10 protein-coding genes are annotated in these 15,133 nt (G+C 61.2%); 8 read left to right on the forward strand and 2 right to left on the reverse strand.

What is annotated here, in order from left to right; translation table 11 throughout:
* The 5 genes from BM344_RS17690 to BM344_RS16590 all read left to right on the forward strand — a co-directional run.
* Nucleotides 1-406, forward strand: a 406-nt coding sequence (locus BM344_RS17690) for an SPOR domain-containing protein (protein WP_228143672.1), incomplete at its 5' end; no start/stop codon positions are given.
* 211 nt (nucleotides 407-617) lie between these two features.
* A complete protein-coding gene (gene gltB, locus BM344_RS16575) occupies nucleotides 618-5,066 on the forward strand; it encodes a glutamate synthase large subunit (RefSeq protein WP_091992293.1) in 4,449 nt (1,482 codons plus the stop codon).
* A 76-nt stretch (nucleotides 5,067-5,142) separates the two neighbouring features.
* Entirely contained in the window at nucleotides 5,143-6,561 is a 1,419-nt protein-coding gene (locus tag BM344_RS16580) for an FAD-dependent oxidoreductase (RefSeq protein ID WP_091992294.1), read from the forward strand.
* A gap of 127 nt (nucleotides 6,562-6,688) precedes the next feature.
* Nucleotides 6,689-7,753 (forward strand): uroporphyrinogen decarboxylase, encoded by a 1,065-nt coding sequence (gene hemE / locus BM344_RS16585; RefSeq protein ID WP_091992295.1) that lies wholly within the window; start codon nucleotides 6,689-6,691, stop codon nucleotides 7,751-7,753.
* Between the two features lie 325 nt (nucleotides 7,754-8,078).
* Complete coding sequence (locus BM344_RS16590) at nucleotides 8,079-8,447, forward strand: PilZ domain-containing protein (protein ID WP_091992296.1); 369 nt, start codon at nucleotides 8,079-8,081, stop codon at nucleotides 8,445-8,447.
* Nucleotides 8,448-8,726: 279 nt separating this feature from the next.
* Here the strand turns inward: BM344_RS16590 and radA are convergent, their stop codons facing one another.
* The gene (gene radA / locus BM344_RS16595) at nucleotides 8,727-10,103 is read right to left on the reverse strand and encodes a DNA repair protein RadA (protein WP_091992297.1); all 1,377 of its coding nucleotides are present in this window, start codon (nucleotides 10,101-10,103) and stop codon (nucleotides 8,727-8,729) included.
* Entirely contained in the window at nucleotides 10,103-11,764 is a 1,662-nt protein-coding gene (gene ettA, locus BM344_RS16600) for an energy-dependent translational throttle protein EttA (protein ID WP_091992298.1), read from the reverse strand. Before ettA ends, radA begins: the two co-directional genes overlap by 1 nt.
* A gap of 395 nt (nucleotides 11,765-12,159) precedes the next feature.
* Between ettA and glyA the strand changes: the two genes are divergently transcribed.
* From glyA to ribD, 3 genes are all read left to right on the forward strand, one after another.
* Complete coding sequence (gene glyA, locus BM344_RS16605) at nucleotides 12,160-13,413, forward strand: serine hydroxymethyltransferase (protein ID WP_091992299.1); 1,254 nt, start codon at nucleotides 12,160-12,162, stop codon at nucleotides 13,411-13,413.
* Between the two features lie 77 nt (nucleotides 13,414-13,490).
* A complete protein-coding gene (gene nrdR / locus BM344_RS16610; protein ID WP_091992300.1) occupies nucleotides 13,491-14,009 on the forward strand; it encodes a transcriptional regulator NrdR in 519 nt (172 codons plus the stop codon).
* A complete protein-coding gene (gene ribD / locus BM344_RS16615) occupies nucleotides 14,006-15,121 on the forward strand; it encodes a bifunctional diaminohydroxyphosphoribosylaminopyrimidine deaminase/5-amino-6-(5-phosphoribosylamino)uracil reductase RibD (RefSeq protein WP_091992301.1) in 1,116 nt (371 codons plus the stop codon). Before nrdR ends, ribD begins: the two co-directional genes overlap by 4 nt.
* Nucleotides 15,122-15,133 lie beyond the last annotated feature (12 nt).

The following is a 15,133-nucleotide window of genomic DNA, read 5'->3' on the forward strand; positions in this document are numbered from 1 at the left end:
AGAGCCAGAGCCAGAGCCAGAGCCAGAGCCAGAGCCAGAGCCAGAGCCAGAGCCAGAGCCAGAGCCAGAGCCAGAGCCAGAGCCAGAGCCAGAGCTGCAGGCCGGAACCGGTTTCCAGCCAGCATATCCGGAGTACTTTGTCCCTCTGGAACAGCTCAGGAACCGTGGAGGATGGACGATTCAACTGGTCGCAGGCAATCTTGAGCAGACTGCTGTCGATCTAGTGCAGCGCCATGCCCGCCTCGATGATATTGTATACACCGTAGGCGAAAGGCAAGAGCGCCCCTGGTTTATGGTATTCTATGGCGACTTCGACAGTTTTGAGGGCGCCAGCGCCGCGGTATCGAGGTTGCCGGAAGCGCTTGCCTCCCGGTCTCCCTGGATCCGTTCCGCCAGCGATTTGTGAGGGATTGGAGTTCCATCCCAATCCCTTGTGGCCCATACCTTGGGCTGGTAATTCCGGTCTGGGCTTCCCACAATAATTTCACTCCGATTTGAGTACGTATTTCTACGTGTGTAAAATAGCCAGCCCCCATTTTCAGTGTCAAAGGGTGGTTGTAGGGCCTTGCGCTCATTAACTCTTTGATTGAAAAGCATTTCTACGCGAGAGAACGCTTATGATGACAGGTTTGTATCATCCCGATGAATTCAGGGACAACTGCGGATTCGGTCTGATCGCCCACATGAAGGGCGAGGCCAGCCACAAGTTGTTGCAAACTGCCATCGAGTCTCTGACCTGCATGACCCACCGCGGTGGTATCGCTGCAGACGGTAAGACCGGCGATGGTTGTGGCCTGCTGATCCAGAGCCCGGATGGTTTCTTGAAGAAAGCCGCCAAAGCGGCGTTTGGCAAAGAGCCCGGTGATCTTTTTGCCGTGGGCCAGGTCTTCCTGAACCCGGATGAGAGCAAAGCGGCCGCAGGTCGGGCCGCACTGGAAAAGCGTCTTACCGAGCAGGGGCTTGAAATCATGGGCTGGCGCGAAGTGCCGGTGGATGACAGCTGCCTTGGCCCCATGGCGCTGGATTGCCTGCCGCGTATCGAGCAGGTGTTCGTGGTTCCCGGTGGCAAGGAAGAGCGTGACTTCGCGATCAGTCTCTTCGTGGGCCGCCGCCACGCCGAGAGCGACATGGCGGACGATCCAGAGTTCTACATCTGCAGCCTTTCGCATCGGACACTGGCCTATAAAGGTCTGATGATGCCGGCGGACCTGGCCAACTTCTACAAGGATCTGGGCGATCCCGATCTGGAGACCGCCATTTGCGTGTTCCACCAGCGGTTCTCCACCAACACCATGCCCAAGTGGCCGCTGGCCCAGCCGTTCCGCTATCTGGCGCACAATGGTGAGATCAACACCATCGACGGCAACCGCAACTGGGCCATTGCCCGGGCGGCGAAGTTCAGCTCGCCACACCTGCCGGACCTGCAGACGCTGCAACCGCTGGTAAACCTGACCGGTTCTGATTCTTCCAGCATGGACAACATGCTGGAAGTGCTGCTGGCCGGCGGTGTGGATCTGTTCCGCGCCGTGCGGATGATGATTCCGCCGGCCTGGCAGAACGTCGACAGCATGGATTCGGAGCTGCGCGCGTTCTACGAATACAATTCCATGCACATGGAGCCCTGGGACGGCCCCGCCGGCCTGGTTATGTCGGACGGCCGCTACGCGGTCTGTATGCTCGATCGTAACGGCCTGCGCCCCGCGCGCTGGGTGATCACCAAGGACGATTTCATTACCCTGGCCTCCGAGATCGGCACCTACGGTTACCAGCCGGACGATGTGGTGGCCAAGGGTCGAGTGGGGCCCGGCCAGATGCTGGCCATCGACACCGAGTCCGGTGAGGTCCTGCACACCAAGGACATCGATCAGCGTCTGAAAACCGCCCAGCCGTATAAGCGCTGGCTGCGCGAGAATGCACTGCGGGTGGAGACCACCCTGAACCAGGACACGCCGGACTTCCGTCTGATGGATGCCGATGAGCTGCTGGTGCACCAGAAGATGTTCATGGTCACTTACGAAGAGCGTGATCAGGTGCTGCGCCCGCTGGCCGAGAATGGTCAGGAAGCGGTGGGCTCCATGGGAGACGACACACCGATGGCGGTGCTTTCCAGCAAAGTGCGTCATGTTGCCGATTATTTCCGGCAGAAATTCGCCCAGGTGACAAACCCCGCGATCGACCCGCTGCGCGAGGCCATCGTCATGTCCCTGGAGACCTGCCTGGGCGCCGAGCGGAACGTGTTCGAGGAGACCGCCGAGCATGCCGACCGGATCATTCTGACCACGCCGGTCCTGTCGCCAGCCAAGTTCCTGAAGATTGCCAACAATGAGCGGCCCGGCTTCGAGGTGGCGCGCATTGCCATGAGCTACCGGCCGGAACAGGGCCTGGAACAGGCCATCCGCCAGGTGTGCGAGGAGGCCGAGCAGGCCGTTCGCAATGGCAAGGTACTGCTGATCCTGAGTGACAAGGATCTCAGGGAAGGCGAGCTGCCGGTCAATGCCCTGATGGCTACCGGCGCCGTTCACCACCATCTTGTACAGCAGGGTCTGCGCTGCGATTCCAACATCATCGTGGAAACCGGCTGGGCGCGGGATCCGCACCAGTTCGCGGTGCTGTTCGGTTTCGGTGCTACCGCCGTCTATCCGTACCTGGCCTATCAGGTACTGAACGATCTGATCCGTACCGGCGAGCTGCTGATGGATCCGATCGAGGCCAAGAACAACTACCGCAAGGGCATCAACAAGGGCCTGCTGAAGATCCTCTCCAAGATGGGTATCTCAACCATAACCTCCTACCGCGGTGCCCAGCTGTTTGAAGCCATTGGTCTGGCGGATGAAGTTGTGGACCTGTGCTTCCGGGGCGTGCCCAGCCGTATCCAGGGTGCCAGCTTCTACGAGTTCCAGCAGGACCAGGAGCAACTGGCGTCGACCGCCTGGAAACCGCGCAAGCCGATCACCCAGGGTGGCCTGCTCAAATATGTGCACGGCCAGGAATACCATGCTTTCAACCCGGACGTGGTGGGCAAGCTCCAGGAAGCCGTGACCAGCGGCGACTACGGCCACTACAAGGAATACGCCGGCCTTGTGAACGAGCGCCCGGTGGCCACACTCCGCGACTTGCTGGGGTTCCGTAAGGATATCAAGCCCATCGACATTTCCGACGTGGAGCCGGTGGAGAAGATCTTCCCGCGCTTTGACTCGGCGGCCATGTCCCTGGGTGCCCTGTCTCCGGAGGCCCACGAGGCGTTGGCGGTGGCCATGAACACCCTGGGCGGGCGCTCCAACTCCGGTGAGGGCGGGGAAGACCCGGCCCGTTATGGCACCGAGAAGCGCTCCAAGATCAAGCAGGTGGCCTCCGGCCGCTTCGGCGTTACCGCCGAATACCTGCGCAGCGCCGACGTTATGCAGATCAAAGTGGCCCAGGGCGCCAAGCCCGGTGAGGGTGGCCAGCTGCCGGGCGGCAAGGTGAACGATCTGATCGCTCGCCTGCGTTACTCGGTGCCAGGCGTTACCCTGATTTCGCCGCCGCCGCACCACGATATCTACTCGATTGAGGACCTGGCCCAGTTGATCTTCGACCTCAAGCAGGTCAACCCGCAGGCCCTGGTGTCAGTCAAGCTGGTATCCGAGCCCGGTGTGGGTACGATCGCAGCCGGTGTGGCCAAGGCCTACGCCGACCTGATCACCATCTCCGGATACGATGGCGGTACAGCGGCCAGCCCGCTGACCTCCATCCGCTATGCCGGTTCGCCCTGGGAGCTGGGCCTGACGGAGACCCAACAGGCCCTGCGTGCCAATGATCTGCGGGGCAAGATCCGCCTGCAGACCGACGGTGGCATCAAGACCGGTCTGGACGTGGTCAAGGGCGCCATCCTCGGCGCCGAGAGCTTCGGTTTCGGAACCACCCCGATGGTGGCACTGGGCTGCAAGTACCTGCGCATCTGCCACCTGAACAACTGCGCCACCGGTGTGGCCACCCAGAACGACCACCTCCGTGAAGAGCACTTCAAAGGCACGGTGGAAATGGCCATGAATTTCTTCCGCTTTGTCGCCGAGGAAACCCGTGAGTGGCTGGCCAAGCTGGGCGTGCGCAGCCTGGAGGAGCTGGTGGGCCGGGTAGACCTGCTGGAGCGGCTGCCGGGCGATACCGAGCGCCAGAAAAAGCTGGATCTCTCCCGCTTGCTGTCCAACGATCACATTCCGGCGGACAAGCCCCAGACCTGCCAGGTAGAGCGGAACCATCCGTTTGACCGGGGCACCCTGGCCGAGCAGATGGTGGCGGACACTGCTGCGGCCATCAAGGAGAAGAGCGGTGGTGCCTGGTCCTATAAGGTGACCAACTGCGACCGTTCTATCGGTGCCCGGTTGTCTGGCGAAATCGCCCAGTTGCACGGCAACCAGGGCATGGTGGACGCGCCCATCACCCTGGACCTGACCGGTACCGCTGGCCAGAGCTTTGGTGTCTGGAACGTCGGCGGCCTGAACCTCATCCTGGAAGGCGATGCCAACGACTACGTGGGCAAGGGCATGACCGGTGGCAAGCTGGTGGTCAAGCCGCCCCGCGGCAGCGCCTTCAAGAGCCAGGAAACCTCCATCGTGGGTAACACCTGTCTGTACGGCGCCACCGGCGGCAAGCTGTTCGCCGCCGGAACCGCGGGCGAGCGTTTCGCGGTGCGTAACTCCGGCGCCCACGCCGTGGTCGAGGGCGCAGGCGACCACTGCTGCGAATACATGACCGGCGGGCTGGTGACCGTCCTGGGTTCCACCGGGCACAACTTCGGCGCCGGCATGACCGGTGGCTTTGCCTACGTGATGGACCTGAACAACACCTTCGTGGACAAGTACAACCACGAACTGGTGGAGATCCAGCGGATTTCCAGCGAAGACATGGAGTCCTACCGTAATCACCTGCGCGGTGTTATCCGGGAGCACATTTCCGAAACCGGCAGTGAGTGGGCAGAGCACATTCTTGAGAATTTCGACGACTACATCGGCCGTTTCTGGCTGGTGAAACCCAAGGCGGCCAACCTGCGCAGCCTGTTGGCGAGTACCCGGGCACGTCCGGAATAACGGGCCGGGAACCAGGGTTCGGGGCCGACAGCCTTGCTGCGGCCCCTGTCGAAATCGAGTTGATGAGAGCGTCATAATGAAAGAACGACTGAGTAACGACTTCCAGTTCGTGGAAGTAGGGCGAATTGACCCGAAGAAAGTGCCTGCGAAAAAGCGCAAGAAAGAGTTCGGCGAGATCTATCATCCGTTTACCGCCGATCACGCATCGTCCCAGGCCCACCGGTGCCTGGAGTGCGGCAACCCGTATTGCGAGTGGAAGTGCCCGGTACACAACTACATTCCGAACTGGCTGAAACTGGTGTCGGAAGGCAACATCATGCGGGCGGTGGAGCTGTGTCACCAGACCAACTCGCTGCCGGAGGTCTGTGGCCGTGTTTGTCCCCAGGATCGCCTGTGTGAGGGTGCCTGTACCCTGAACGATGGGTATGGTGCGGTCACCATCGGTTCGGTCGAGAAATACATCACCGATACCGCCTTCGCCCTTGGCTGGAAGCCGGACATGTCGGCGGTCAAGTGGACCGACAAGAAGGTCGCCGTCATTGGCGCCGGCCCCGCGGGTCTTGGCTGTGCCGACGTGCTGGTGCGCAATGGCGTCAAGCCGGTGGTGTTCGATATCTACCCGGAAATCGGCGGCCTGCTGACCTTTGGTATCCCCGAGTTCAAGCTGGAAAAATCGGTCATGACCCGTCGCCGCAAGGTGTTCGAGGAAATGGGCGTGGAATTCCGGCTGTCCACCGAAGTGGGCAAGGACGTTCAGCTGCAGGACATCATCGACGAGTACGACGCGGTGTTCATGGGCATGGGCACCTACACCTACATGAAAGGCGGCTTCCCGGGCGAGAACCTGCCCGGCGTGTACGATGCACTGCCGTTCCTGGTGTCCAACGTCAATCGTCGCCTGGGCTTCGAGAAAGATGCCGCGGACTTCATCGATATGAAGGGCAAGCGCGTGGTGGTGCTTGGCGGTGGCGATACCGCCATGGACTGTAACCGCACGTCCATTCGGCAGCAGGCGGAGAGCGTGACCTGTGCCTATCGCCGCGACGAAGCCAACATGCCCGGTTCCCGCCGCGAAGTGGCCAACGCCAAGGAAGAAGGCGTGAAGTTCCTGTTCAACCGCCAGCCGATTGCCATCATTGGCGAGGATCAGGTTGAGGGTGTGAAAGTGGTCCAGACCCGTCTCGGTGAGCCGGACGAGAACGGTCGTCGTCGTCCGGAAGTGGTTCCGGGCAGTGAAGAAGTCATTCCCGCCGATGCCGTTCTGGTGGCCTTCGGCTTCCGCCCGAGCCCGGCGGACTGGTTTGACGAACTGAAAGTGAGCACCGACGATTCCGGCCGCGTGACCGCGCCGGAAGAAGCCGAGTTCATGTTCCAGACGAGCAACCCGAAGATCTTTGCCGGCGGCGACATGGTCCGTGGCTCCGATCTGGTCGTAACCGCTATCTGGGAAGGCCGCCAGGCTGCCGAAGGTATCATGGATTACCTGGATATCTGAGGCCCGGCTTGATCCGGATCAGAGGGGCGGCTTCCTACGGGAAAGCCGCCCTTTTTTATTCCGGCAAACCGGGTATTATGGCTCCCCATTCCACAGCCCCTGATACACAGAACATCCTGGATTTTCTATGACTGAGCTGAAGAACGACCGTTTCCTGCGCGCCCTGATGCGCCAGCCCGTGGATCGCACCCCGGTGTGGATGATGCGCCAGGCGGGACGATACCTGCCGGAATACCGGGCCACACGGGCGAAAGCGGGCAACTTTCTCAGCCTGTGCAAGAACACACCGCTGGCCTGTGAGGTGACCCTGCAGCCGCTGGAGCGGTATCCGCTGGATGCCGCCATCCTGTTCTCCGACATCCTGACCATTCCCGATGCGCTCGGTCTCGGGCTGTATTTCGAGACCGGCGAAGGCCCCAAGTTCCGGAACACCATCCGCTCCGCGGCCGATGTGGCGGCGCTGCCGACCATCAATGCCGAGGTGGACCTGGATTACGTGATGAACGCGGTGTCGACCATCCGCGGCGCGCTCAATGGCCGGGTGCCGCTGATCGGTTTCTCCGGCAGCCCCTGGACCCTGGCCACCTACATGATCGAAGGCGGCTCCTCCAAAGACTTCCGGGAAGCGAAAAAGCTGATGTACGGCCAGCCGGAGGTGATGCATCGGTTGCTGGACCATCTGGCAGACAGCGTTATTGATTACCTCAACGGCCAGATCAGGGCCGGTGCCCAGGCGGTACAGATCTTCGACACCTGGGGTGGCGTGCTCAGCAGCTGGGCCTACGAGGAATTCTCACTGCGCTACATGAAGAAGATTGTCGATGGCCTGATTCGCGAGAACGACGGCCGGCGTGTACCGGTGATCCTGTTCACCAAGAACGGCGGCCAGTGGCTGGAATCCATCGCCGATTCAGGCGCCGATGCGATTGGCCTGGACTGGACCACGGACATTGGCAATGCCCGTGCCCGCATCGGTGACCGTGTCGCCCTGCAGGGCAACATGGACCCGGCCATGCTGTACGCGCCGCCGGCGCGAATCCGGGAAGAGGTGGCGGACATTCTTCGGCGTTATGGCTCTGGCAGCGGGCATATCTTCAACCTCGGGCATGGCATTACCCCGGATGTGGATCCGGAGCACGCCCGTGCGTTCATCGAGGCTGTGGTGGAGCTAAGCCCCGAGTACCACCGCTGAGCTCGGAGATATAGTCTTTCCTAGCCTTCGAGTCTGGGGCATGAGTCTGTTGTGGGGCCCTTTCCAAAAACCGCTCCGAGCACCTCCCTGTGGCTTGTCTCCGGCCATCCCTGGCCTACGACATTTTTGGAAAGGGCCCCACAACAGCCTCGCTCATGCATTGGAGATTTGTCGGCCAATTTCCAGTGCAGTCTCGTAGGTCGGATCAGGCGCGCAAAGCGTGCCGTAATCCGACAACCTGATCCCCTTCGAAAACTCCTCTGGATGCAACGACCTGTCCGGTCTATAGTCAGGTGAAACAAGACCGGTAAACAGGAGTAACCTCTTGCCCACCAAAACCCCCGAAAAACGCCGGTTCCATCGTATCGAGTTCGATGCGCCCTGCGAGCTTCACTGCCAGGAATCTGTCTGGAAGACGGAGGTGCTGGATATTTCTCTGAAGGGTGTTCTGGTCAAACGACCGGAAGGCTGGAAGGTGCCGTTAAAGCAGCCCTGTGAGGTGATTATCCATCTCAACGACCATGAGGCCGGGATCGTGATGGCCGTGGAGTTGCGGCATGTGGAACCGCATCGGCTGGGCTTTAAATGCCAGTACATTGACCTTGATAGTGCCACGCACCTGAAGCGTCTGGTTGAACTTAATCTTGGTGATCAAGCTCTGCTGGAGAGGGAGTTTGCGCACCTTATTGATTAGGCAGGTTTTGTCGGATTACGGCTTTGCCTAATCCCACCTACCTAGCTGTCCCAGATCGACTCTATGTAGTCCCAATCCATGTTTCGCCGCTGATACCGTATCTTCAGGCTCACGCTATTTGAGATTTGTGTTTTGAGGTCTAGCTGGCGGTTGGCGGAAGGGGCTTCCAAAAATGTCGGAGGCCAGGGATGGCCGAGGACAAGCGCACATGGATGTGCTCGTAGCGGTTTTTGGAAGCCCCTTCCGCCAACCCCTCCGTAAACTCCAAAGCAACAAAGCCTAGAGCTCCTCCAGAGCCGAAAGTGCATCACTCAGCTTGGTCACCGGAATCACCTTCATGCCGTCGATGGCCTTGCGCGGGGCATTGGCCTTGGGCACCAGGGCGCGGGTGAAGCCGTGTTTGGCGGCCTCGTAGATGCGTTCCTGGCCACTGGGTACCGGGCGGATTTCGCCGGACAGGCCCACTTCGCCGAAGATCACCAAATCCTGGGGCAGGGCGCGGTCGCGGAAGGAGGAAACGATGGCGGCCAGCAGGGCCAGGTCGGCACTGGTTTCGTTGACCTTAACGCCGCCTACGACGTTTACGAATACATCCTGATCGGACACGTGCATGCCGCCGTGGCGATGCAGGACTGCCAGCAGCATGGCCAAGCGGTTCTGGTCCAGGCCTACGGCAACGCGCCTCGGGTAGCCGCCCTGGGCCATGTCCACCAGGGCCTGGATCTCCACCAGCATCGGCCGGGTGCCTTCCCAGACCACCATCACCACGCTCCCCGGCGCGGCGTCCTCGCCACGGTTCAGGAAGATCGCGCTAGGGTTCTTCACTTCCTTCAGGCCCTGCTCGAGCATGGCGAAGACGCCCAGCTCATTGACCGCACCGAAGCGGTTCTTGATGCCCCGAAGAGTCCGGTAGCGGCTGTCGCTCGAGCCCTCGAGCAGGATCGAACAGTCGATCATGTGCTCCAGGACTTTCGGGCCCGCCAGGCTGCCGTCCTTGGTGACATGGCCCACCAGGAACAGGATGGTGCCGGTCTGCTTGGCGAAGCGGGTCAGGTAGGCCGCGCTTTCGCGAACCTGGGACACGCTGCCCGGGGCGGATTCGATCTCTGCCACGTGCATCACCTGGATACTGTCCACTACCAGGATCCGCGGCTGCTCGGCTTCCGCCACCTGCATGACCCGCTCCACGCTGGTCTCGGACAACATTTTCAGATCTTTGGTGGGAAGGCCCAGGCGTTTGGCGCGCATGGCTACCTGCTGCAGGGATTCCTCGCCAGTTACGTACAGGGCCGGAACGCTGGCCGCCAGGTGGCAGACCGCCTGCAGCAGCAGGGTGCTTTTGCCGGCGCCCGGGTGGCCGCCCATCAATACCGCCGAGCCTTCCACCAGGCCGCCGCCCAGCACCCGGTCGAACTCCTGCATGCCGGAGCTGATGCGGGGGCGTTCGGCCAGGCTCACGTCGTCCAGGCTTTGCACCTCAGACAAGCTGCCGGCAAACCCCTCGAAGCGAGCGCCGCGGGCGCCTTTGTTGTTGCTGCTGACGCCGCGGACTTCGTTGATGGTATTCCAGGCCTGGCAGGCCGTGCACTGGCCCTGCCATTTGGAATAGTCGGCACCGCATTCAGTGCAGACGTAGGCGGTCTTGGTTTTTGCCATCAGGCCAGCTTCTTGTACTTCATGCGCTTGGGCTGCATGGCGGAATCGCCTTTGCGCTTCTTGAAGTCCTCGTCGTACTCGGAGAAGTTACCCTCGAAGTAGACCACCTCGCCGTCATCCTCGAACGCCAAAATGTGCGTGGCCACCCGGTCCAGGAACCAACGGTCGTGTGAGATGACCAGTGCCGAGCCCGGGAAGTTCAGCAGGGCTTCCTCCAGGGCGCGCAGGGTTTCCACGTCCAGGTCGTTGGTGGGCTCGTCCAGTAGCAGCACGTTGCCGCCCTGCTTGAGCAGTTTCGCCAGGTGCAGGCGGTTGCGTTCACCGCCGGACAGGTCGCCAACACGCTTCTGCTGGTCGCTGCCCTTGAAGTTGAAGCGACCCACGTAGGCGCGCGAAGGCGTCTCGTAATTGCCCACCTTGATGATGTCGTTGCCGTCGGAGAGCTCTTCCCAGACGGTCTTGCTGCCATCCAGATCGCGCATCTGGTCGACGTAGGCCAGCTCCACGGTTTCACCCACGGTGATGTTCCCGGAGTCCGGCTTGTCGAACCCGGCGATCATCTTGAACAGGGTGGATTTGCCGGCGCCGTTACCACCAATGATGCCGACAATGGCACCGGGCGGTACGCTGAAGGACACATCCTCATAGAGCAAACGGTCGTCGAAGGACTTGCTGATGCCGTCCACCTCGATCACCTTGTTACCCAGGCGCGGGCCGGGCGGAATGTACAGCTCGTTGGTTTCGTTGCGCTTCTGGAATTCCTGGGAGCTCATTTCCTCGAAGCGGGCCAGACGGGCCTTGCTCTTGGACTGACGGCCCTTGGCGTTGCTGCGAACCCACTCCAGTTCCTGCTTGATGGCTTTCTGGTGGGAAGCCTCCTGTTTGGCTTCCATCTCCAGGCGCTTCTCCTTGTTCTCCAGCCACTGGCTGTAGTTGCCCTCGAACGGAATGCCGTGGCCGCGGTCCAGTTCCAGAATCCAGCCGGCGACGTTGTCCAGGAAGTAGCGGTCGTGGGTAATGGCCACCACGGTGCCTTCGTAATCGTGCAGGAAGCGCTCCAGCCAGGCGACGGATTCGGCGTCCAGATGGTTGGTGGGCTCGTCCAGTAGCAGCATGTCCGGGCCGGAAAGCAGCAGCCGGCACAGTGCCACCCGGCGGCGCTCACCACCGGACAGAACTTTCACCTTCTGGTCCCAGGGTGGCAGACGCAGCGCGTCGGCGGCCACTTCCATCTTGCGCTCGATGTCATGGCCGTCGGTGGCCTGAATATAGGCCTCGAGCTCGCCCTGCCGTTTTGCCAGGGCATCGAAGTCCGCGTCCGGTTCGGCGTAGGCGGCATAGACCTGATCCAGCTCTGCCAGGGCGTCATGGACGCCGGACACGGCTTCATCCACGATTTCCTTGACGGTTTTCTCTTCGTCCAGCTCCGGTTCCTGGGGCAGGTAGCCCACGTTGATGCCAGGTTGGGGCCGTGCCTCGCCGATGTAATCCTGGTCCACGCCCGCCATAATACGCAGCAGGGTGGACTTACCGGCGCCGTTCAGGCCGAGCACGCCAATCTTGGCGCCGGGAAAGAAACTGAGGGAAATATCCTTGAGGATCTCGCGCTTGGGCGGAACCACCTTGCCCACGCGGTTCATGGTGTAGACGTATTGGGCCATGTTGGCAGAATCCTTTTATCAAACAGTCGCTTGAGAAATGAATACACGTCAGGTGCCTGATCAAGGGCTTCGGGGCGGGCGGTCCGGGATCGTCAAAATCAGGGATGATTTTGCCGAGCGTACAGGGATGTATTCACAGCGTATCCCGGACCGCCCGCCCCGAAGGCCGACACCACCGATGCCGGTACCTGAGAACAGTAATCGGCTAAGGTAACGAAACGCACCATTGATAGCAATTGAGCAGAAACCGGAGCCCGCCGCATGCCGGTATCTGCGGACGGTATAAAAGATGATTTTTTACCCGTTTGTAAGATAGAATAGCGGCCCAATTTTTCAGGGGCGTGGAGCTTGCGAATGCACTCCGGGCCAGCCAAGCACACAGGGGCAGCGCATCCATGTTTAATCGTGAAATGAAAATCGCCGGCTTTGACGACGAACTCTGGAACGCCATGCAGGCGGAAGAGAAGCGCCAGGAAGCTCACATCGAGCTGATCGCTTCCGAAAACTACACCAGCCCCCGGGTAATGGAAGCCCAGGGCAGCGTGCTGACCAACAAGTACGCTGAAGGCTACCCTGGCAAGCGATACTACGGTGGCTGTGAGTTCGTTGATATTGCCGAGGAACTGGCGATTGAGCGCGCCAAGGAGCTGTTCGGAGCTGCCTACGCCAACGTTCAGCCGCACTCCGGCTCCCAGGCCAATTCCGCCGTGTTCATGGCCCTGCTCAAGCCCGGTGATACCGTGCTGGGCATGAGCCTGGCCCATGGCGGCCACCTGACACACGGCGCCAGCGTCAACTTCTCTGGCAAGATCTATCACGCCGTGCAGTATGGCCTGAACCCGGAAACCGGCCTGATCGATTACGACGAAGTTGAGGCCCTGGCGCTCGAGCACAAGCCAAAGATGATTATTGCCGGCTTCTCCGCTTATTCCCAGGAGCTGGATTTTGCCCGCTTCCGCGAAATCGCCGACAAGGTGGGTGCTTACCTGTTCGTGGATATGGCCCACGTGGCAGGCCTGGTTGCCGCCGGCGTGTATCCGGATCCGGTCCCCCATGCCCACGTGGTAGCGACCACCACGCACAAGACCCTTCGTGGGCCTCGTGGCGGCCTGATCCTGGCGTGCGACGACGCCGATCTGCAGAAAAAGCTGAACTCCGCCGTGTTCCCGGGCGGCCAGGGCGGCCCGCTGATGCACGTCATTGCCGCCAAGGCAGTGTGCTTCAAGGAAGCCATGAGTGACGAGTTCAAGACCTACCAGCAGCAGGTGGTCAAGAATGCATCGGCCATGGCCCAGGTGTTCGTGGATCGCGGTTACGACGTTGTCTCCGGTGGCACCAGGAACCACCTGTTCCTGGTCAGCCTGATCAAGCAGGACATTACGGGTAAGGACGCAGACGCAGCTCTGGGTCGTGCCCACATCACCGTCAACAAGAACGCGGTGCCCAACGACCCGCGCTCGCCGTTTGTGACCTCGGGCCTGCGGATTGGTACGCCGGCCATCACCACGCGCGGTTTCGGCGAGTCCGAATGCCGTGATCTGGCGGGCTGGATTTGCGACATTCTCGACAACCTCGAGGACGAAGCGGTTAACACCCGGGTTCGTGAGCAGGTGGAAGCCCTGTGTGCCCGCTTCCCGGTCTACGGCTGAGCGTTTTCCGTCTAGACTAGTGTGATGTTCTGCCGGGCCGATCCATCGGCCCGGCGTCCTTTCCGGAGCTCCTGACTATGCATTGTCCCTTCTGTGGTGAAGCCGACACCAAGGTGATTGACTCCCGGCTGGTGGCCGAGGGCGATCAGGTACGTCGCCGCAGGGAGTGCCTGTCTTGCCGGGAGCGCTTTACAACCTTCGAGTCCGCCGAGCTGGTGATGCCGAGGGTGGTCAAGCAGGACGGTACCCGTCAGCCCTTTGACGAAGACAAGTTGCGGTCCGGCATCATGAAAGCACTGGAAAAGCGGCCGGTGAGCATCGAAGAGATCGACGGTGCCCTCAATCGCATCAAGTATCGACTGAGAGCCACCGGCGAGCGGGAAGTGAAGTCGATGCAGCTCGGTGAAGAGGTGATGACCGAGTTGCGTCAGCTCGACAAGGTGGCCTACGTCCGCTTTGCTTCGGTCTATCGCAGTTTCCAGGATATCAACGAGTTCAAGGAAGAGATCGAACGGCTCTCTGCCAGCAATGGCGATACCGCCGTTGATGTGGCCAAGGCGCTGGCAGACAACCATTCCCCGAAAGGACAGGCATGATCGAGAACCGCGACAGGGCCATGATGGCCCGGGCTGTCCAGCTTGCCTGGCGCGGTCGGTACTCCACCCATCCCAATCCCCGAGTGGGTTGTGTGATTGCCCGTGGCGACCGGATCCTGGGCGAGGGCTGGCATGAGCGTGCTGGCGAAGCCCATGCTGAAACCCGGGCGCTCAGTCAGGCTGGCCCTGACGCCCGTGGCGCCACCGCCTACGTGACTCTTGAGCCTTGTAGCCACTTTGGGCGCACGCCGCCCTGCGCCCGGGCATTGATTGATGCCGGGGTCGCCCATGTATTCGCGGCTACCAAAGATCCGAACCCTTCGGTGTCCGGTCGTGGACTGGATATGCTCAGGGACGCCGGCGTGCGGGTAACCGAAGGCCTTCTGGCCGAGGAAGCCGCACGGCTCAATCCCGGATTCATGAAACGGATGAACACCGGACGGCCCTGGGTGCGGCTGAAGATGGCCGCGAGCCTGGATGGCCGCACCGCCATGGCTTCCGGCGAGAGCCAGTGGATCACGGGCGCCGATTCCCGCCGGGACGTCCAGCGTCTTCGGGCCATCAGTGACGCCATCCTGACCGGGGTGGGCACCGTGCTGGCGGACGACCCGTCCCTGACCGTGAGACGTGAGGAATTGGGGGATATCGGCGATGCCACAGAACCTTCCCGGCAGCCCCTGCGCGTGATCGCGGACCGGGATGCCCGTACGCCGTCGTCGGCCAAGATCCTCCAAGGAGGGAATGTTCAGGTGTTCTGCGCGTCCTCCACCCTGGCAACGGCGCCTGCCCAGGATCTGGCGGCGCTTGGGGTCAGCCTCACTGGCGTGGCCTGGAAGGACAATGGCATTGATCTGGCGGAATTGCTCGACTCGCTGGGCGAACTGGGCATCAACGAACTGTTGGTGGAAGCCGGGCCAACGCTCGCCGGCACGTTTATCAGCGAAGGCCTGGTCGACGAATTATGGCTCTATCAGGCTCCCGTGTTCCTGGGCAGTACCGGGCGACCGACTGCCCACCTGCCGCTGGAAACCATGGCAGATAAAGTACAATGGAAGGTGCTGGACCGACGTCAGGTGGGTGAGGATCAACGCCTGATCCTGGCCCGCGAGTAATCCATACATTCA

The sequence above is a fragment of the Marinobacter gudaonensis genome (assembly GCF_900115175.1).
Classification (GTDB): domain Bacteria; phylum Pseudomonadota; class Gammaproteobacteria; order Pseudomonadales; family Oleiphilaceae; genus Marinobacter; species Marinobacter gudaonensis.